General features: G+C 69.5%; 16 protein-coding genes. 11 read left to right on the top strand and 5 right to left on the bottom strand.

The window, feature by feature from the left end:
- Positions 1 to 20: 20 nt before the first annotated feature.
- Positions 21 to 1409 (bottom strand): malonyl-CoA decarboxylase, encoded by a 1389-nt coding sequence (locus FWJ24_RS06775; protein WP_150287052.1) that lies wholly within the window; start codon positions 1407 to 1409, stop codon positions 21 to 23.
- Between the two features lie 79 nt (positions 1410 to 1488).
- On the opposite strand from FWJ24_RS06775, the gene FWJ24_RS06780 reads away from it, so the two are divergent.
- Both FWJ24_RS06780 and FWJ24_RS06785 read left to right on the top strand, forming a co-directional pair.
- A complete protein-coding gene (locus FWJ24_RS06780) occupies positions 1489 to 2154 on the top strand; it encodes a GntR family transcriptional regulator (RefSeq protein WP_150287053.1) in 666 nt (221 codons plus the stop codon).
- A gap of 104 nt (positions 2155 to 2258) precedes the next feature.
- Complete coding sequence (locus FWJ24_RS06785) at positions 2259 to 3272, top strand: Bug family tripartite tricarboxylate transporter substrate binding protein (protein ID WP_150287054.1); 1014 nt, start codon at positions 2259 to 2261, stop codon at positions 3270 to 3272.
- A 53-nt stretch (positions 3273 to 3325) separates the two neighbouring features.
- Here FWJ24_RS06785 and FWJ24_RS06790 read toward each other — a convergent pair whose 3' ends face one another.
- Both FWJ24_RS06790 and FWJ24_RS06795 read right to left on the bottom strand, forming a co-directional pair.
- Entirely contained in the window at positions 3326 to 3994 is a 669-nt protein-coding gene (locus FWJ24_RS06790) for a GntR family transcriptional regulator (protein WP_150287055.1), read from the bottom strand.
- 7 nt (positions 3995 to 4001) lie between these two features.
- Positions 4002 to 6896, bottom strand: coding sequence for an FAD-binding and (Fe-S)-binding domain-containing protein (locus tag FWJ24_RS06795; protein WP_150287056.1), 2895 nt, complete (start codon positions 6894 to 6896; stop codon positions 4002 to 4004).
- A 179-nt stretch (positions 6897 to 7075) separates the two neighbouring features.
- Between FWJ24_RS06795 and FWJ24_RS06800 the strand changes: the two genes are divergently transcribed.
- Both FWJ24_RS06800 and FWJ24_RS06805 read left to right on the top strand, forming a co-directional pair.
- Positions 7076 to 8269, top strand: coding sequence for a pyridoxal-phosphate-dependent aminotransferase family protein (locus FWJ24_RS06800; RefSeq protein ID WP_150287057.1), 1194 nt, complete (start codon positions 7076 to 7078; stop codon positions 8267 to 8269).
- Positions 8270 to 8299: 30 nt separating this feature from the next.
- Positions 8300 to 9532: a BaiN/RdsA family NAD(P)/FAD-dependent oxidoreductase gene (locus tag FWJ24_RS06805; RefSeq protein ID WP_150287058.1), complete on the top strand. Its 1233-nt coding sequence runs from the start codon at positions 8300 to 8302 to the stop codon at positions 9530 to 9532.
- Between the two features lie 27 nt (positions 9533 to 9559).
- On the opposite strand, the gene FWJ24_RS06810 is transcribed toward FWJ24_RS06805, so the two are convergent.
- Positions 9560 to 11374, bottom strand: a complete 1815-nt coding sequence (locus FWJ24_RS06810) for an ABC-F family ATP-binding cassette domain-containing protein (RefSeq protein ID WP_150287059.1) — start codon at positions 11372 to 11374, stop codon at positions 9560 to 9562.
- Positions 11375 to 11459: 85 nt separating this feature from the next.
- The gene (locus FWJ24_RS06815; protein ID WP_246155591.1) at positions 11460 to 11864 is read right to left on the bottom strand and encodes a DUF2177 family protein; all 405 of its coding nucleotides are present in this window, start codon (positions 11862 to 11864) and stop codon (positions 11460 to 11462) included.
- 87 nt (positions 11865 to 11951) lie between these two features.
- On the opposite strand from FWJ24_RS06815, the gene FWJ24_RS06820 reads away from it, so the two are divergent.
- The 7 genes from FWJ24_RS06820 (at position 11952) to FWJ24_RS06850 (ending at position 17098) form a co-directional block, all read left to right on the top strand.
- On the top strand, positions 11952 to 12821 hold the full coding sequence (locus FWJ24_RS06820) for an urease accessory protein UreD (RefSeq protein WP_150287060.1): 870 nt from the start codon (positions 11952 to 11954) through the stop codon (positions 12819 to 12821).
- A gap of 39 nt (positions 12822 to 12860) precedes the next feature.
- Entirely contained in the window at positions 12861 to 13163 is a 303-nt protein-coding gene (locus tag FWJ24_RS06825; protein ID WP_150287061.1) for an urease subunit gamma, read from the top strand.
- Between the two features lie 21 nt (positions 13164 to 13184).
- The gene (locus FWJ24_RS06830) at positions 13185 to 13754 is read left to right on the top strand and encodes a HupE/UreJ family protein (protein ID WP_150287062.1); all 570 of its coding nucleotides are present in this window, start codon (positions 13185 to 13187) and stop codon (positions 13752 to 13754) included.
- 19 nt (positions 13755 to 13773) lie between these two features.
- Positions 13774 to 14079 carry an urease subunit beta gene (locus tag FWJ24_RS06835; RefSeq protein ID WP_150287063.1) on the top strand — a complete coding sequence of 102 codons (306 nt, stop codon included), beginning with the start codon at positions 13774 to 13776 and terminating at the stop codon, positions 14077 to 14079.
- Positions 14079 to 15788, top strand: coding sequence for an urease subunit alpha (gene ureC, locus FWJ24_RS06840; RefSeq protein WP_150287064.1), 1710 nt, complete (start codon positions 14079 to 14081; stop codon positions 15786 to 15788). Before FWJ24_RS06835 ends, ureC begins: the two co-directional genes overlap by 1 nt.
- A 62-nt stretch (positions 15789 to 15850) precedes the next feature.
- On the top strand, positions 15851 to 16162 hold the full coding sequence (locus FWJ24_RS06845) for a putative quinol monooxygenase (protein ID WP_150287065.1): 312 nt from the start codon (positions 15851 to 15853) through the stop codon (positions 16160 to 16162).
- 42 nt (positions 16163 to 16204) lie between these two features.
- The gene (locus FWJ24_RS06850) at positions 16205 to 17098 is read left to right on the top strand and encodes a protein-methionine-sulfoxide reductase heme-binding subunit MsrQ (protein ID WP_150287066.1); all 894 of its coding nucleotides are present in this window, start codon (positions 16205 to 16207) and stop codon (positions 17096 to 17098) included.
- Positions 17099 to 17108 lie beyond the last annotated feature (10 nt).

The following is a 17108-nucleotide window of genomic DNA, read 5'->3' on the forward strand; positions in this document are numbered from 1 at the left end:
GGGAAGCAGGCGGACTGGAATCAGGCGGGGCTGGGATCGGCGGGGCGCGCGGCGGGCGCGCGGGGCGCCGTACGGGGCGCGCGGCGCAGCGCCTTCTGCACGCCCGGCGAGGCAACGACCTCGCCCTGGCTCGCGAAGCGTTCGTGGTTTTCCTCGATCGTCGGCAGATCGTAGAGGTAATTGACCATGGCGGCATAGGATTCGCGCCAGCCCTTCGGGGAGAAATCCGCGAACAGGTTGAGCCGGTCGAGACGGGCCCCGTTGCCGAGATGGAACCGCGCCACGGGGTCGATGACGCGCCCGCGCGGGTCGCGCGCCTCGAGGAAATAGCGCGCGAGCAGCGGCTCCAGCACGCGCGCGGCGGTTTCGAGCCCGGCGGGGTCGGTCTCGCCCTCGTCGAGCGCCGCGATGACGGCGCGCTCCCCCGCGGCGATGAAATCCGGATCCCCGCCGGCGAGCCCGGCCTCGACCCATCTGCGGAAGCCAGGCACCGGCGACAGCGTCACGAAGGTCGAGAGCTGCGGCAATTCCCGCCGCAATTCCTCGACCACCTGCTTGATGAGGAAATTGCCGAAGGAAATGCCGGCAAGACCCTTCTGGCAGTTCGAGATCGAGTAGAACACCGCGACCTCGGCCTCGCCCGCCGGCAGCGGCACGCGGTTGCCGGCGAGGATCGGCTCGATCGCCGCCGGTTTCTCGCGCATCAGCGCCACCTCGACGAAGATCAGCGGCTCGTCGACCAGCGCCGGATGGAAGAACGCGAAGCAGCGCCGGTCCTCCGGCTCGATCCGGCGGCGCAGATCGTCCCAGCTTTCGATGGCATGCACCGCCTCGTAACGGATGATCTTCTCGAGGATGCCCGCCGGGCTCGACCAGTCGATCCGCTTCAGCACCAGAAAACCCCTGTTGAACCAGGATGAGAACAGATGCACGAAATCGCGGTCGAGCGCGGCGAGCGCCGGGTCGCCGGCAAGCGCGTCGAGCACGTCCTCGCGCAGGCGCACGAGCCCCAGCGTATTGCCCGGCGCGAGATTGAGGCGCCGGATCACCTCCTGGCGCGGCGGCTCCACCGCCGCCAGCAGGGCAGCATGCTGGCGCGGCCCCGGCTCCGTGTCATAGGCCGCGAAGGCGCGGCGGATGGCAGCCGGATCGGGCGCGAAATCCTCGGCAAGCGCCGCAAGGAAGGCCCGCCGTGCCTCCGGTGCCGCCGCAGCATAGCGCGCGATGATCATCCGGGCGAGGGCGACGCCCGAGGCTTCGCCCCGCGAGGACAGCAGCAGCCGCGCAAGTTCCGCGAGCGGGAGGCGATCAAGCCGCGCGCCGCCGGCCGTGCCGCGCGCGCGATCGACCAACAGGCGCCCCTGTTCGGCGACCGAATTGAGCAGATCCTGCAGGAAGCCGATATTCATGCGGGGCTCCGGCCAAGGTTGGATGGCTTCTCGTAACCGCCTCTTGCATGCGAAGTCAATCATCATGTATACAAGATTGATGTTCGATGCCGCCCCGACCCCCATCTCCCGCAAGCTGCGCGCCGCCATCGAGGATGAGATCGTCGCCGGGGCGCTGCTGCCCGGCGAGCGTCTCGACGAGACGGCGCTGGCGGCGCGGTTCGCGGTCTCGCGGACCCCGGTTCGCGAGGCGCTGAACCAGCTCGCAACCTCCGGCCTGGTCGAGATCCGCCCGCGACGCGGCGCCATCGTTGCCAGCCTGACGCCGGAGCGGCTCTACGAGATGTTCGAGGTCATGGCGGAACTCGAGGCCATGGCCGGCCGCCTCGCCGCGCGGCGGGTCAGCGCCGCCGAAATCGAGGCACTTGCCGATGCGCACGCCGCCTGCGGCGCCAATCGCGACGATAGCGACCGCTATTACGCGGCCAATGAAACGTTCCATCAGGCGATCTACGCAGCCTCGGGCAATGCGTTCCTTGCCGAGCAATGCCGCGCGCTCCAGCGCCGCCTCCGCCCCTATCGCCGGCTTCAGCTCAGGGTGCGCGGCAGGCTTGCCACCTCCTTCGCCGAACACGAGGCGATCGTTGCCGCCATCCGGACCGGGGAGGGCGAGCAGGTTGCGGAACTGCTGCGTGCCCATATCCGCGTCCAGGGCGAGCGCTTTTCCGATCTCGTGGCCGGGCTCGCCCGGCTTGGCGCGGCCTGAGCGGCCGCCTCGCTGACGACATGCCTATCCGGCCCCGACAGGCCGGACCACCAGACCGACATCGCCGGCAAGGCGAGCGGACCGAGGAAACGACAGGAGTGACCATGAAACGCCGAACCGAACCCCGAAGGCTCTCGCGCCGCGCCTTCACGCTCGCTGCCCTGGCGGCCGCCGGCCTCGCCGGCACCGCCGCGCCGGCGCTCGCCCAGGCCTGGCCGAGCGCGCGGCCGATCACGCTGATCAACCCGTTCCCCGCCGGCGGCGGCACGGATGCCTTCGCCCGGCCGCTCGCTGCGCAACTCGACCAGCAACTCAACCAGCGCGTCCTGATCGAGAATCGCGGCGGCGCGGGCGGCACCCTCGGCGCGACGCAGGCTGCGAAGGCGGCGCCGGACGGCTACACCTTCTTCGTCGGCGCCGCGCACCACACGATCGCCCCCGCGATCTATCCGTCGCTCGGCTACGATCTCCAGAAGGATTTCGTGCCGATCGCCGTGATCGGTGCGCCGCCGCAGGTCGTCTCCTTCTCGCCGAAAGCGCTACCCGAGGTGAAGACGCTCAAGGATCTGATCGCCTATGCCAAGGCCAATCCCGGCAAGATCAATTTCGCCTCGGCCGGCAACGGCACGACGCACCACCTCGCGGGGGAATTGTTCAAGATCCTAGCCGGGGTGGATCTCGTCCACGTGCCCTATCGTGGCGCGGGGCCGGCGATGCAGGATCTGGTTGCCGGCAAGGTCCATGTGATGTTCGACGGCCTCGGCTCGTCCGCGCCGCAGATCCAGGGCGGCAGCCTGCTGGGGCTCGCCGTGGCGGCGAAGGAGCGCAACGCCTCGATCCCCGATGTCCCGACCGCCGCCGAGGCCGGGCTGCCGGGTTATGAGGTCTCGACCTGGTACGCCGTGTTCGCGATCCGCGGCACGCCGCCGGAGATCGTCAAGCGCATGCAGGACGAAATCGCCAGGGCGCTGCAGATGCCGCAGATCCGCGAGCAATGGGCGAAGAACGGTTCGCCCGTGCCGAACCTCATGGGCACGGATTTCGAGAAATTCGTCGATTCCGAGATCAAGCGCTGGGGCAAGGTCGTCGCCGACGCCAAGGTTCCGAAGATCAACTGACCGGCGGGCAGGCGTCGTGCAGAAGTCCCGGCGGGTGCGGCCCGCCGGGGCCGTTATTTCCCGTAGGCGGCCGCGATCACCTCGGCCTTGGAGCGGACATGGTCGCGCATTAGCCGACCCAGGGCCTCACCGTCGCGGGCCCGCAGCAGCGCCGCCATCCGTTCGTGCTCCGCCATCGCGCGCGCCCATTGCTCCGGCGTCTTGTGCGCGGTGTAGCGCATGCGCTGGATGCGGCTCGAGAGATTGCCGTAAATCTGCGCGAGCGTCGCATTGCGCGCCGCCGCCATGATCGCCTCGTGGATCTCGCGGTTGAGCCGGAAATACGCCGCCTCGTCGCCGCGCGCCATGGCCTTGGCCATCATCAGCGTCCGGGCCTCGATCGCGTCGATCTCGGCCTCCTCCGCCATCCGGCAGGCACGCTCCCCGGCGCTGGCTTCGAGCGCCGCGACGACCTCGATCATTTCCTCGATCTCGGCCTGGCTCACCGAGCCGACGCGCGCACCGCGATTGGGCAGCAATTCGAGCAGCCCCTCGGTCGCGAGGATCTTGATCGCCTCGCGCAGGGGCGTGCGTGAAATGCCGAACCGCGCGCAGAGATCCATCTCGTTGACGCGGGATTTCGGTTCAAGCTCCCCGGAAAGGATCAGCGCGCGCAGCCGGGCGGCCACCTCGTCATGGAGATAACGGCGTTCGATTCCGTCGATCCGCGCGATCCTGTTCATTCGTGCTCTATACCGAAATTTGCAGCGCGCTGTCGAGCACGCGCGCAACGTGCAGCGCCTCGCGCCCGGCGAGATCGGCGATCTGGTGCCGGCAGGAGGTTCCGTCGGCGACGATGAGATCGCCGGCGCCGGCCGCCCGCACCGCCGGCAGTAGCGCGAGTTCCGCCATGGCCTTGCTGACGGCCAATGTCTCGGCCTGGTAGCCGAAGGCGCCGGCCATGCCGCAGCAGGCGCTGTCGATCACCCGGATTGCGAGGCCGGGGACACGCCGCAGGCAGGCTTCGACCGCGCCCATTGCGCCGGCCGCCTTCTGGTGGCAATGCCCGTGCAGATGCGCGATCCGCCCGTTCTGGCCGGCGAAGGGCAGGGCGATCCGGCCTTCATCGGCATCCGCCGCCAGCACCTCCTCGAACAGGAAGGTCGCCGCCGCGACCGGCCCGGCGAGATCGGGCGGCAGCAGGACGCGGTATTCGTCGCGGAAGCCGAGGATCGAGGAGGGTTCGAGCCCGACGACCCGGCAGCCGCGCGCAAGGAAGGGCAGCCATGCCGTGCAGGTTCGCCGCGCTTCCTTCCGTGCCTCCTCGACAAGCCCGAGCGAGAGGAAGGTCCGCCCGCAATCGAGCGGCCGGCCGCCCTCCGCCGGCTCGACGCGATGGAGCCGGTAGCCGGCCGCGACAAGGACGCGGTGCGCCGCCGCCAGATTCTCCGGCTCGAAATGGCGGTTGAACACATCGGCGAACAGGATGAGATCCCGCCCGTCGCCACGCACGTCTTCAGGGTGTGCCACGGGGCCGGTCTCGCGATAGGGGGATTGCCAGCGGGGCAGGGCGCGCGCCGCCGCGATGCCGGTCGCGCGCTCCATCAGCTGCCGGAGGACCGTGATGCGGTTTCCGAGGTTCAGGAGCGGCGCGAGCCGGGCGGCATGGGGGGCATAGCGCGGCAGAAAGGCGACGAGCCGCTCGCGGAGCGGGAGACCGTGCCGCGCATGCCAATGGCTGAGGAATTCGATCTTCATCCGCGCCATGTCCACCCCGGTCGGGCATTCGCGCCGGCAGGCCTTGCAGCCGACGCAGAGCGCCATGGTCTCGTGCATCGCCTCCGAGAACAAAGCCTCCGCGCCGAGCTGGCCGGAAAGCGCGAGCCGCAGCGTGTTGGCGCGGCCGCGCGTCAGGTGCTTCTCGTCGCCTGTGACGCGATAGGAGGGGCACATGCCGCCGCCGACCCGCTTGCGGCACGTGCCGTTGTTGTTGCACATCTCGACCGCGCCGGAAAAATCCCCCCATTCCGACCAGTCCAGCGCCGCCGGGCCGGGCAGGGCGGCGGAATAACCCGGCGGATAGCGCATGAGCGCGCGGTCGTCGAAACGGTGCGGGCGGACGATCTTGCCGGGATTGAGCCGGTCCTCCGGGTCGAATGTCGCCTTGACGGTCTCGAAGGCGCGGGCGAGCCGCGGGCCGAACATCGGCGCGATGAATTCCGAGCGCGAGATCCCGTCGCCATGCTCGCCCGAGAAGGAGCCCTTGAAGCGCCGCACCAGTGCCGCCGTCTCCTCGGCGATCGCGCGCATCGCCTTCACCCCGGCCTCGCGCTTCATGTCGAGGATCGGCCGGACATGCAGGCAGCCGACCGAGGCATGGGCATACCAGGTGCCGCGCGTGCCGTGCTTCTCGAACAGCGCCGTGACCGCATCGGCATAATCCGCGAGATGTTCGAGCGGCACCGCGCAATCCTCGATGAAGGAGACCGGCTTTCCCGCGCCCTTCATCGACATCATGATGTTGAGGCAGGCCTCGCGCATCTCCCACACCGTTTTCTGCGCCGCCGGATCGCGCACCGCCACCACCGAGTCGGAAAAACCGTGATCGGCCATGCATTGATCGAGCCGCGCCAGCGCCGCCTCGAGGGCGGCATCCTCCTCGCCGGCGAATTCGACGATCAGCAGGCAATCGGGCCGCCCCCGCGTGATCCGGGAGAGGGTCGCGTGGAACAGCGGGATCTCCGCGCCGAGGGTCAGCACGTTGTTGTCGACCAGCTCGACCGCAACCGGCTCAAGCGCGACGAGATGCCGCGTCGTCTCCATCGCGGCGCGGAAATGCGGAAAATGGCAGATGCCCATCACCCGCCGGGCGGGCAGGGGCGCCAGCGCCAGCTCGATCGCCGTAAACGCGGCGAGCGTGCCTTCGGAGCCGACCAGCAGATGTGCGAGGTTCGGCTCGGGCGCGAGCAGCGCGTCGAGATTGTAGCCGCCGACGCGGCGCTGCACGCGCGGAAAGCGGGCGAGGATCTCCTCCCGCTCGCGCTCGGCCAGCGCGAGCATCGCCGCTTCGAGCGGGGCAGGCGGCGCGCCGGGGCGGGCGAAGCGCATCGCCGTGCCATCCGCCGTCAGCGCCTCGATGGCGTGGACATTGTCGACCATCTTGCCGTAGCGCAGCGAGCGCGCGCCGCAGGAATTGTTGCCGGCCATGCCGCCGATCGTGCAGCGGCTCGCCGTCGAGGGCTCGACGGGGAAAAACAGCCCGTCCCGCCGCAGGCGCGCGTTCAGCGCCTCCAGCACCAGCCCCGGCGCAACCCGAACCCGGCGCGCGGCGGGATCGTAATCGAGGATCGCGCCGAAATAGCGCGCGCAATCGACGATCAGGCCGGCATTGATCGGTTGGCCGTTCTGCGAGGTGCCGCCGCCGCGCATCGTGACGGAGAGCCCCGCCTCGCGCGCGATCGCCAGCGTGGCGGCGATATCCTCGGCGGATTTCGGGAACACGACCCCCGCCGGCATGATCTGGTAGATCGAGGCATCGGTGGCATAGCGCCCGCGGGTGAAGGCGTCGAAGGCCACCTCGCCGGCGATGGCGCGGGCGAGGCGGCGTTCCAACCCAGTGTCGCGCCCACCCAGCGTGCCGTGCATATCCTGCTCCCGTGCTTGAACTGTCGCGGGCGTCCGGGCGGCGCAACATTCCCGTGGAGGAACCCTGCGCGGCCCGCTTGCTCGAAATGAATTTATAATACAAAATACATTTTATCAACCGCCCGCGGTCGGGACCGGGCTGCCGGGACGCCGCCGCAGCGCCGAACCGGAGGGAAGCAATGATTGCGACGGGCCGCCATTTTCTGCAGATTCCGGGGCCGACCAATACCCCGCTCGCCGTTCTCGCGGCGATGGCGAAGCCGACGATCGACCATCGCGGCCCGGAATTCCAGCGACTTGCCCTGGAGGTTCTGACCCGGATCCGCGCGGTGTTCCGGACACGCAAACCGGTCGTGATCTTCCCGGCCTCGGGCACCGGCGCCTGGGAGGCCGCGCTCGTCAACACGCTCTCGCCCGGCGATGCGGTGCTGATGTACGAGACCGGCTGGTTCGCGACATTGTGGAGCCGGATGGCGGCGCGGCTCGGGATCAGGGCCGAGTTCCTGCGCTCGGACTGGCGCTCCGGCGCCGATCCCGCCGCGATCGAGGCGCGGCTCCGCGAGGACAGGGCGCATGCGATCCGCGCGGTCTGCGTCGTCCATAACGAAACCTCGACCGGCTGCGTGAGCGACATTGCGGCGATCCGCAAGGCGATCGACGCCGCCGGCCATCCCGCGCTCCTGATGGTGGACACGATCTCCTCGCTTGCCTCGATCGATTGCCGCCATGACGAATGGGGGGTCGATGTTACGGTCGCAGGCTCGCAGAAGGGGCTGATGCTGCCGCCGGGGCTTTCCTTCAACGCCGTCTCGGACAAGGCACGCGCCGCGGCGCGGACGAGCCGGTTCCCGCGCGCCTTCTGGGATTGGGAGGAGATGATCGCGGCCAACGACAAGGGCTTCTTCCCCTATACGCCGGCGACCAACCTCATCCAGGGCCTCAGGGTCGCGCTCGACCTGCTGGAGGCGGAAGGGCTCGACAACGTCTTCGCACGCCATGCCCGCGCCGCCGAGGCGACGCGCCGCGCCGTGCGGCACTGGGGTTTCGAGACCGTGTGCCGCAAGCCCTCCGACCATTCCGCCTCGCTTACGGCGGTGTTCCTGCCCGAGGGCCATTCCGCGGATGCGCTGCGCCGGACCATCCTCGAACGCTTCAACATGAGCCTCGGCAATGGGCTCGGCATCCTCGCCGACAGGGTGTTCCGCATCGGCCATCTCGGCGATTTCCATGATCTGATGGTCGCCGGCACTTTGGCGGGGGTCGAGATGGGCCTCGCGGCCGAGGGCATCCCGCACCGGCCGGGCGGGGTCGAGGCCGCGATGGCCTTCCTCCAGGGCAATGTCAGCGGTGGAGCCACGGCCGAACTGGCTTGACTTCGCGCGGATGCCCGCCACCAAGGCGGGATGGCGAGCATCAGGCAGAATCCGCGTGTGGCGGTGATCGGCGGCGGCCCGGCTGGCCTCTTCGCTGCCGAGACGCTGGCGGGGGCGGGCATCACGGTCGATCTTTTCGAGCGCATGCCCAATCCGGGGCGGAAATTGCTGATGGCCGGGCGCGGCGGGCTCAATCTCACGCATTCGGAGCCGCTCGAACCGTTCCTTGGCCGCTACGGCGCTGCGCCGCCGGCGCTCGCAGCGGCGATCCGCGCCTTTCCGCCGGCTGCCCTGCGGGATTGGGCGGAGGGGCTCGGGCAGGAGACCTTCATCGGCTCGAGCGGCCGCGTCTTCCCAAGGGCGATGAAGGCCTCGTCGCTGCTGCGCGCCTGGCTCGCGCGGCTGGCGGATCTCGGAATCCGGTTCCATCTCCGTCATGACTGGCTCGGCTGGGCCGAGAATGGTGCGTTGCGCTTCGCGACGCCCGCCGGCGAGGCGCGCGCCATGCCGGACGCGACCATCCTCGCGCTGGGCGGCGCGAGCTGGCCGCGGCTCGGCGCCGATGGCGGCTGGACGCGCCATTTCGGCGCCGATGTCGCGCCGCTCGAACCGGCGAATTGCGGCGTGCGGATCGGCTGGTCGGCGGTGATGCGCCGGCATGCCGGAACGCCGCTCAAGCGCATCCTGGCGCGGGTTGACGGCGAAGGCGCGTTCGGCGAGGCGATCATCACCGAATCGGGGCTCGAAGGCGGGGTGATCTACGCCCTGTCGCGGCCGATCCGCGCCGCGCTGGTGCGTGCGGGCAGCGCCCGGCTGGTGCTCGACCTGCGGCCGGATTTCCGCGCCGAATGGATTGCGGCACGGCTGGAGGCGGCGCGGCCGAAGGATTCGCTGGCCTCGAAGCTGCGCCGCGCCGCCGGCTTGCAGCCGAACGCCGTGACCCTGGTTTTCGAATCCGCCCTGGCGGCGGGCGGCATTCCGAAGGATCCCGCCGTGCTCGCCGGCCTCGTCCGGGCGCTGCCGCTGACGATCACCGCCACGGCGGGGCTCGACCGCGCGATCTCCACCGCCGGCGGCCTGCGCTTCGCCGCCCTCGGCGCTGATTTCGAGCTTGCTTCCCGGCCTGGCGTGTTCGCGGCCGGCGAAATGCTCGATTGGGACGCTCCGACCGGCGGCTACCTGCTCCAGGCGAGCTTTGCGACCGGCAGGGCGGCGGCGGAAGGCGCAATCCGCCGCCTCGCCGCGCGCAGCGGGGCAGGGTGAGGCGGCAGCGCCGCCATGCCGGCCGGCTCAGGCGCCGCCCTGCTCGCGGATCAGTTCGAGTTCGAGCCAGCGCTCCTCGAGCCTGGCGCGTTCGCCCTCGGCGCGCGCGAGCAGCGCGCCCGCCTCGTCGAACGCCTTGCGGTCGCGGGAATAGAGATCGGGATCGGCGAGGCGGGTCTTCAGCTTCCCGATCACGACTTCAAGCTTTTCGATAGATTGCGGAATGGCTTCCAGATGGTTCTTCTCGGATAGTGTGAGCTTGCGGCCCACCCGTTCCCCGGCAAGGGCGCGCGGCGCCTCGTCTTCCCGAGCTCCGTCTGCCGCCCGCGCCGGCACCTTGCGCACCGGAATCTCGGCGCGGCGCTGCACGAGCATGTCGGAATAGCCGCCGGCATAGATCGTCCAGCGTCCGTCGCCCTCCGGAACCAGCACGCGCTCGACTGTCCGATCGAGGAAATCGCGGTCATGGCTGATCAGGATCACCGTCCCGGAATAGGCCGCGAGCATCTCCTCGAGCATGTCGAGCGTTTCGAGATCGAGATCGTTGGTCGGCTCGTCGAGCACCAGCAGGTTCGAGGGCCGCGCCAGCGCCCGCGCCAGCATCAGCCGCGCGCGCTCGCCGCCGGAGAGCACCCGCAGCGGCGTGCGCGCCTTCTCGGGCGGGAACAGGAAATCCTTCATGTAGCCGATGACATTCTTCGGCTTGCCGTCGATGATCAGGGTATCCGTGCCGCCTCCCGTCAGTGCGTCGGCGAGCGTGGTGTCCGGCGCGAGCGAATCCCGCTTCTGTTCGAGCCGCGCGACCGCGAGCCCGGCGCCGAGGCGCAGGTTGCCGGAATCCGGCGCCATCTCGCCGGTGAGGAGCGCGACGAGCGTCGTCTTGCCGGCGCCATTCGCGCCAACGATCCCGATCCGGTCGCCGGTGAAGAGACGCAGCGAAAGATCCCGGACGATCGCGCGATGGTCGAAGCGTTTGCCGATCCGTTCGGCCTCGAGCACGAGCTTGCCGCCTTTCTCGGCCTCGGATGCACGCAGTTCAGGCTTGCCGGCGACCCGGACATGCTCGCGCTGCTGGCGGCGGAGCGCGTGCAGCCGGGCGAGGCGACGTTCGTTGCGCTTGCGCCGCGCCGTGACGCCGTAGCGCAGCCAATGTTCCTCGTTGGCGATCCGGCGGCCGAGCTTGTGCTGCGCGGCTTCCTCCTCGGCCAGCGCCGCGTCGCGGAACGCCTCGAAGGCAGCGAACCCCTTCTCGATCCGCCGTGTCGTTCCCCGGTCGAGCCAGATCGTCGCGCGGCTGAGCTTCTCGAGAAAGCGCCGGTCATGGCTGATCAGCACCAGTGCCGCGGCGCGGCGGTTGAGCTCGGCCTCCAGCCATTCGATGGCGGGAAGATCGAGATGGTTAGTCGGCTCGTCGAGGAGCAGCAGATCCGGCTCCGGCGCCAGCGCCCGCGCGAGCGCGGCGCGCCTTGCCTCGCCGCCGGAGAGCGCGCGCGGATCCTCCTCGCCCGAGAGCCCGAGTTCGTGCAGCAGGAATCGCGCGGCATGGTCGCCGGCACCGGGCGGCAGATCGGCGGCGGCGAAGGCGAGGCTTGTCGCGAAGCCGCGCATATCCGGCTCCTGCCCGAGCACACCGATCCGCGCGCCGGGCTGGAGGAAGCGCGTGCCGGCATCGGGCTCGACAAGCCCCGCCGCCACCGCGAGCAGCGTCGATTTTCCCGAACCATTGCGGCCGACGAGGCAGATCCGTTCGCCCGGCTCGACGATGAGATCGGCGCCGTCGAGCAGGTTTCGCCCGCCGAAGGTGAGGCGGATGGCGCTGAGCTGGAGGAGCGGCGGAGCCAAATCTGTCCCTTCCCGGAAGCCGGGCGGCCCCGGCCGGTCCGCGATAGGCCGGCGCGGCGCGAACGGCAAGCGGAACGCGCGGGGGTCAAGCGAACTGGCGCGCGAGCAGGACCGCCGCCCAGGCGGAGAACGCCGTCAGCGCGGCGCCCCAGGCCATGTCGATCAGCGCGATGCGCAGCGTGAACCCCTCGATCACCGCAAGACTTGTGAGGTCATAGGTCGCATAGGCGACGAGCCCGAACGCCGCGCCGGCGAGCAGCGCCTGCGCCGGCATCCCGGCCGTGAAGGCGGGCAGCGTGACGAACAACGTCAGCCCCGCGAGATAAAGGATGTAGAATGCCGCTGCGGCAGCGAGATTCGGAGTTTTGCGCAGGAGCGGCCCGATTTCTGCAACATAGAGCCCGCGCCCGAGCCAGGCGAGCCAGAGAAGGTCGATGACGAGGAAGACCCCGCCCGCGAGGGCGAAGAGCATCAGCGGCGTTTTCATCATCGGTGCCCCCCCGTTTCGCCTCTCTTTGATACGGGTGGCGGCCCGGCGCGGATCATCGGCGCCGGCGCGGTGGCGCGGGGAGGGGCGATGACGGCCGAAGCCCTGCCGTCCGGCGCCGCGGAGGACCTCCCGCCCGCGCTGCGGGTCGATGCACGGCTCGCGCTGGAGGTCGGCGCGCGCGACGGGGGGCGCGGCGGGGCGAGCGCGATCCTGGACCGCCACGAAGCCGGAGCGCTGCGCTTCCGCTTCCCCCGGCCGCTGGGCCCGCTGCCGGAGGCGGTGATCGTCAATGTCGCCGGCGGGCTCGCGGGCGGGGATCGCGTGGCCATCGCCGCGCGGATCGGGGCCGATGCCGGCCTCGTGCTGACCAGCGCTGCCGCCGAGCGGATCTACCGCTCCGCCGGCGCCGAGACGCGGATCACCGCCGAATTGGCGGTGGAAGTCGGTGCGCGCGCCCTCTGGCTGCCGCAGGAGACCATCCTCCAGGACGGCGCCCGGCTCGAACGGCGCTTCACGATCGATCTCGCCCCCGACGCGACCCTGCTGCTGGCCGAGATGCTGGTCTTCGGCCGTCGCGCAGCGGGAGAAGCCTATCTTTCAGGCAGCCTGCGCGAAAGTTGGCGCGTGCGCCGCGCCCGCGTGCTGATCCTCGCCGACGAAACCCGGATCGAGGGCGATTTCGCCGCGCATCTCCTGCGCCCCGGCGCGCTCGGATCCCATGTCGCGCTGGCGACGCTGCTCTTCGCCCGCCCGGCCGCCGGCGACGATCTCGACGCGATCCGTGCGGCGATCCCGCGTGAAGCCGGGTTCGAGGGCGGCGCGAGCGATCTTGGCGGGCTTGTGCTCGTGCGTTTGGCTTGCCACGATGCTGCACGGCTGCGGGTGGCGACCCTGGACCTCGCACGCCTGCTGGCGCGGCGGCTCGGGGCCGATCTCCCGCGCAGTCTCGCCCTCTGACCCGCCGGCCGCTCGGGCCGGCCTGCCGATGGAGCCTGCATGAACCTCACACCGCGCGAGAAGGACAAGCTCTTGATCGCCATGGCCGCGATGGTAGCGCGGCGGCGGCTCGAACGGGGCGTGAAGCTCAACCATCCGGAAGCGGTGGCGCTGATCGCGGATTTCGTTACCGAGGGCGCGCGCGACGGCCGCTCGGTCGCGGATCTGATGGCGGCGGCGGCGAAGGTGCTAACGCGCGAGCAGGTGATGCCCGGCATCGCCGAGATGATCCATGACGTGCAGGTGGAGGCGACCTTCCCCGATGGCACGAAACTTGTCACCGTTCATCATCCGATCCGCTGATCCTGCCGCCTGGAGATTGCGATGCGACGCCTGCTTTCGCTTGTTCTTCCCTTCACCGCGACGCCGGCACTCGCCCATGTGGGTGCCGATGCCGGCGCCCACGATTTCGCGAGCGGCTTCGCCCATCCGTTCGGCGGGCTCGACCATTGCCTTGCGATGATCGCCGTGGGCCTCGTCGCCGCCTTTCTGGGCGGGCGGGCGCGGATCGCGCTGCCCGGTGCCTTTCTCGGGGCGATGCTCGCGGGTTTTGTGGCCGGGGCGGCGAAACTCGCGGCGCTGCCGGCCTATGAGGCGATGATCCTCGCCTCGGTGATCGGGCTCGGCCTCGCGCTGCTGGTTGCGCAACCGGTGCCGCGGCTGCCCGCCGCCGGCCTCGTGGCCCTGTTCGGCCTCGCGCATGGCTTCGCGCACGGGATCGAGGGCGCGCTCACGCCCGGCTATGCGGCCGGGTTTCTCGCCGCGACCGCGATCCTGCACGCGATCGGGCTGGGGCTCGGCCAGGCGGTGGCGAGGCTCGATCGCCCGATCTTCTACCGCATCGCCGGCGGCACGATCGCCGCTGCCGGTCTCGCGCTCGCGACCATCGGCTGACGCGATGGCTGGACAATCCGTGATCCCTGGTGAAATCATCACCGCGCCCGGCGAGATCGAACTCAATGCCGGCCGCGAGACCCTGCGCATCACCGTGGCCAACACGGGCGACCGGCCCATTCAGGTCGGCAGCCATTATCATTTCTTCGAAACGAACCCGTCGCTCCGCTTCGAGCGGGCGGCGGCGCGCGGCTTCCGGCTCGACATTCCCGCCGGCACGGCCGTGCGCTTCGAGCCGGGCCAGAGCCGCGAGGTCACCCTCGTGAAAATCGCCGGCAAGCGGGAGGTCTACGGCTTCCGGCAGGCCGTGATGGGGAAACTCTGATGCCCACCCATATCCCTCGCGCGATCTATGCCGACATGTTCGGCCCCACCACAGGCGATAAAATCCGCCTCGCGGATACCGATCTCGTCATCGAGGTGGAGCGCGATTTCACGACCTATGGCGAGGAAGTGAAGTTCGGCGGCGGCAAGGTGATCCGCGACGGGATGGGCCAGAGCCAGGCAACGCGCGCGGCCGGCGCGGTCGATACGGTCATCACCAATGCCGTGATCCTCGACCATTGGGGAATCGTCAAAGGCGATATCGCGATCCGGGACGGGCTGATCGTGAAGATCGGCAAGGCCGGCAACCCGGATATCCAGCCGGGTGTCGATATCGTCATCGGGCCGGGCACGGAGATCATCGCCGGCGAGGGCAAGATCGTCACAGCCGGCGCGTTCGACAGCCATATCCATTTCATCTGCCCGCAGCAGATCGAGGAGGCGCTCGCTTCCGGCATCACCTCGATGCTCGGCGGCGGCACCGGCCCGGCGCATGGCACGCTCGCCACCACCTGCACGCCCGGCCCCTGGCATATCGCGCGGATGATCGAGGCCGCGGACGCGTTTCCGATGAATCTCGGCTTCGCCGGCAAGGGTAATGCCGCGCTGCCCGCCGCCCTGGAGGAGCAGGTGCTCGGCGGTGCCTGCGCGCTCAAGCTCCATGAGGATTGGGGCACGACGCCCGCCGCGATCGACAATTGCCTCTCCGTGGCGGACGAGATGGACATCCAGGTGATGATCCACACCGACACGCTCAACGAATCGGGCTTCGTCGAGGATACGATCGCTGCCTTCAAGGGCCGGACGATCCACGCCTTCCACACCGAGGGAGCAGGGGGCGGCCACGCGCCGGACATCATCAAGGTCGCAGGCCTGCCGAACGTGCTGCCGTCCTCCACCAACCCGACGCGGCCCTTCACGGTGAACACGATCGACGAGCATCTCGACATGCTCATGGTCTGCCACCATCTCGACCCCGCGATCGCCGAGGATCTCGCCTTCGCCGAGAGCCGAATCCGGAAGGAGACCATCGCCGCAGAGGATATCCTCCACGATCTCGGCGCGCTCTCGATGATGAGCTCCGACAGCCAGGCCATGGGCCGCATCGGCGAGGTGGTGATCCGCACCTGGCAGACCGCCGACAAGATGAAGAAGCAGCGCGGGAGCCTTCCGGGCGATGCCGGCAACGACAACACCCGCGCCAAGCGCTACATCGCCAAATACACGATCAACCCGGCTATCGCGCATGGCGTTGCGAAGCATATCGGCTCGGTGGAGCCGGGCAAACTCGCCGATCTCGTCCTCTGGGCGCCGGCCTTCTTCGGCGTCAAGCCGGAGATGGTCATCAAGGGCGGCATGATCGCGCTCGCGCCGATGGGCGATCCCAACGCCTCGATCCCCACGCCGCAGCCGGTGCATTACCGGCCGATGTTCGGGGCCTACGGCAAGGCGCGGACGAACACGAGCCTGACCTTCGTGAGCAGGGCCGCGCTCGATGCCGGGCTCGACAGGCGACTTGGCACCGCCAAGCGCATGGTTGCGGTGGAGAATGTCCGATCCGGCATTTCCAAGGCGAGCATGGTGCATAACGGCGCGATGCCGGATATTTCCGTCGACCCCGAGACCTACCATGTCCGGGCCGATGGCGAATTGCTGGTCTGCGAGCCCGCGAGCGTGCTGCCCATGGCGCAGCGCTATTTCCTGTTCTGACATGGCATCCGGCCGGGCTTCATCCGGGTAGATCCGGGATCAAGGCACCCAATGGAGGATCCATGTCCCGGCCCGTCATCGTTATCGCCCGCGTGCGGATCCGCCCGGAAGCCCGCACCATTTTCCTCGACGCCCTCCGCATCTGCATCGCCGAGACCCGGCGGGAGGCGGGCTGCATCCGCTACGACATGCATGAAAGCGTGACCGATCCCGATCATTTCGTCTTTGTCGAGGAATGGCGCGACCGCGCCGCAATCGACGCGCACATGATCGCCGCGCATTTCCGCACGACCATGTCGATCGCCGCGCCGTGCCTCGCCGAGCCGCCGGTGGTCGAGGGCATCGAGGGCGGCGATCGCTGGCGGATCATGTAGCCGTGACTGGCCCGTGGCCCGGAGCCGTGGCATGAACCCGCCATGTCGAGCGAATTGCATCGCCGTGCCGCCCCGCGCATGCTGCCCTGGACCGACCGGCAGGGCCGGTTCGCGCCGCTGAAGGCCGTCGTGCTTGTGGCGGTGTTGCTGCCGGGGCTGGTGATCGCCGCCCGGTTGATGACCGGTGGCCTGGGCGCGAAGCCCGTCACCGCCGCCTTGCACGAGACCGGGCTGTGGTCGCTCAGGCTACTGCTGGTGACGCTGGCGGTCACGCCGCTGCGGCTGATCACCGGCTGGGGCAGGGTGCTCGCGGTCCGGCGCATGCTCGGCGTGGCCGCGCTCGGCTACGCGCTCGTCCATCTCGGTCTTTACGTGTTCGAGCAGGGCTTCGATCTTCTCCGGGTCGCCAGCGAGATCGCGCGGCGCTTCTATCTGACGATCGGCTTCCTCAGCCTTCTCGCCATGGCGGCCCTGGGCGCGACCTCGTTCGACAGCGCGATCCGCCGGCTCGGCGCGCAACGCTGGAACCGGCTCCACGCGCTGATCCATCCGCTGACGCTGCTCGCGCTCTGGCATGGCGCGCTGCAAGCCAAGATCGACATTTTCGAACATGCCGTGATGACGGGCATATTCCTGGCGCTGATCAGCCTGCGCCTGATGCGCCGGGCCGGCGTTCCGCTCGATCCGCCGCGCCTGCTCGCGCTCGTGCCGGGGGCCATGGCCGCAACGATGGCGCTCGAATATCTCTGGTATGCGCTCGCAACCGGGGTTCCGGCTGATCGCATCCTGGCGGCGAATTTCATGGCAGGGCTTCAACCCCGCCCCACCCTTGTTGTAGGAATGATCGCGACGAGCCTTCCGGTCCTCGCGATCCTCGTGGTTCTCTGCCAGCGGAGCCGCGTTCCGGAACGGCCCATTCCCGGCCGAAAGGTCTGAACACGCTGGA

Source organism: Rhabdaerophilum calidifontis (assembly GCF_008641065.1).
GTDB classification, from domain to species: Bacteria; Pseudomonadota; Alphaproteobacteria; order Rhizobiales; family Beijerinckiaceae; genus Rhabdaerophilum; species Rhabdaerophilum calidifontis.

Bases quoted from the DNA above. Each gene is read 5' to 3' on its own strand.
- FWJ24_RS06825 (WP_150287061.1), top strand. From the start codon at position 12,861: ATGAACCTCACACCGCGCGAGAAGGACAAGCTCTTGATCGCCATGGCC.
- FWJ24_RS06780 (WP_150287053.1), top strand. From the start codon at position 1,489: ATGTTCGATGCCGCCCCGACCCCCATCTCCCGCAAGCTGCGCGCCGCC.
- FWJ24_RS06790 (WP_150287055.1), bottom strand. From the start codon at position 3,994: ATGAACAGGATCGCGCGGATCGACGGAATCGAACGCCGTTATCTCCAT.
- FWJ24_RS06800 (WP_150287057.1), top strand. From the start codon at position 7,076: ATGATTGCGACGGGCCGCCATTTTCTGCAGATTCCGGGGCCGACCAAT.
- FWJ24_RS06815 (WP_246155591.1), bottom strand. From the start codon at position 11,864: ATGATGAAAACGCCGCTGATGCTCTTCGCCCTCGCGGGCGGGGTCTTC.
- ureC (WP_150287064.1), top strand. From the start codon at position 14,079: ATGCCCACCCATATCCCTCGCGCGATCTATGCCGACATGTTCGGCCCC.
- FWJ24_RS06830 (WP_150287062.1), top strand. From the start codon at position 13,185: ATGCGACGCCTGCTTTCGCTTGTTCTTCCCTTCACCGCGACGCCGGCA.
- FWJ24_RS06850 (WP_150287066.1), top strand. From the start codon at position 16,205: ATGTCGAGCGAATTGCATCGCCGTGCCGCCCCGCGCATGCTGCCCTGG.
- FWJ24_RS06785 (WP_150287054.1), top strand. From the start codon at position 2,259: ATGAAACGCCGAACCGAACCCCGAAGGCTCTCGCGCCGCGCCTTCACG.
- FWJ24_RS06795 (WP_150287056.1), bottom strand. From the start codon at position 6,896: ATGCACGGCACGCTGGGTGGGCGCGACACTGGGTTGGAACGCCGCCTC.
- FWJ24_RS06845 (WP_150287065.1), top strand. From the start codon at position 15,851: ATGTCCCGGCCCGTCATCGTTATCGCCCGCGTGCGGATCCGCCCGGAA.
- FWJ24_RS06775 (WP_150287052.1), bottom strand. From the start codon at position 1,409: ATGAATATCGGCTTCCTGCAGGATCTGCTCAATTCGGTCGCCGAACAG.
- FWJ24_RS06820 (WP_150287060.1), top strand. From the start codon at position 11,952: ATGACGGCCGAAGCCCTGCCGTCCGGCGCCGCGGAGGACCTCCCGCCC.
- FWJ24_RS06805 (WP_150287058.1), top strand. From the start codon at position 8,300: ATGGCGAGCATCAGGCAGAATCCGCGTGTGGCGGTGATCGGCGGCGGC.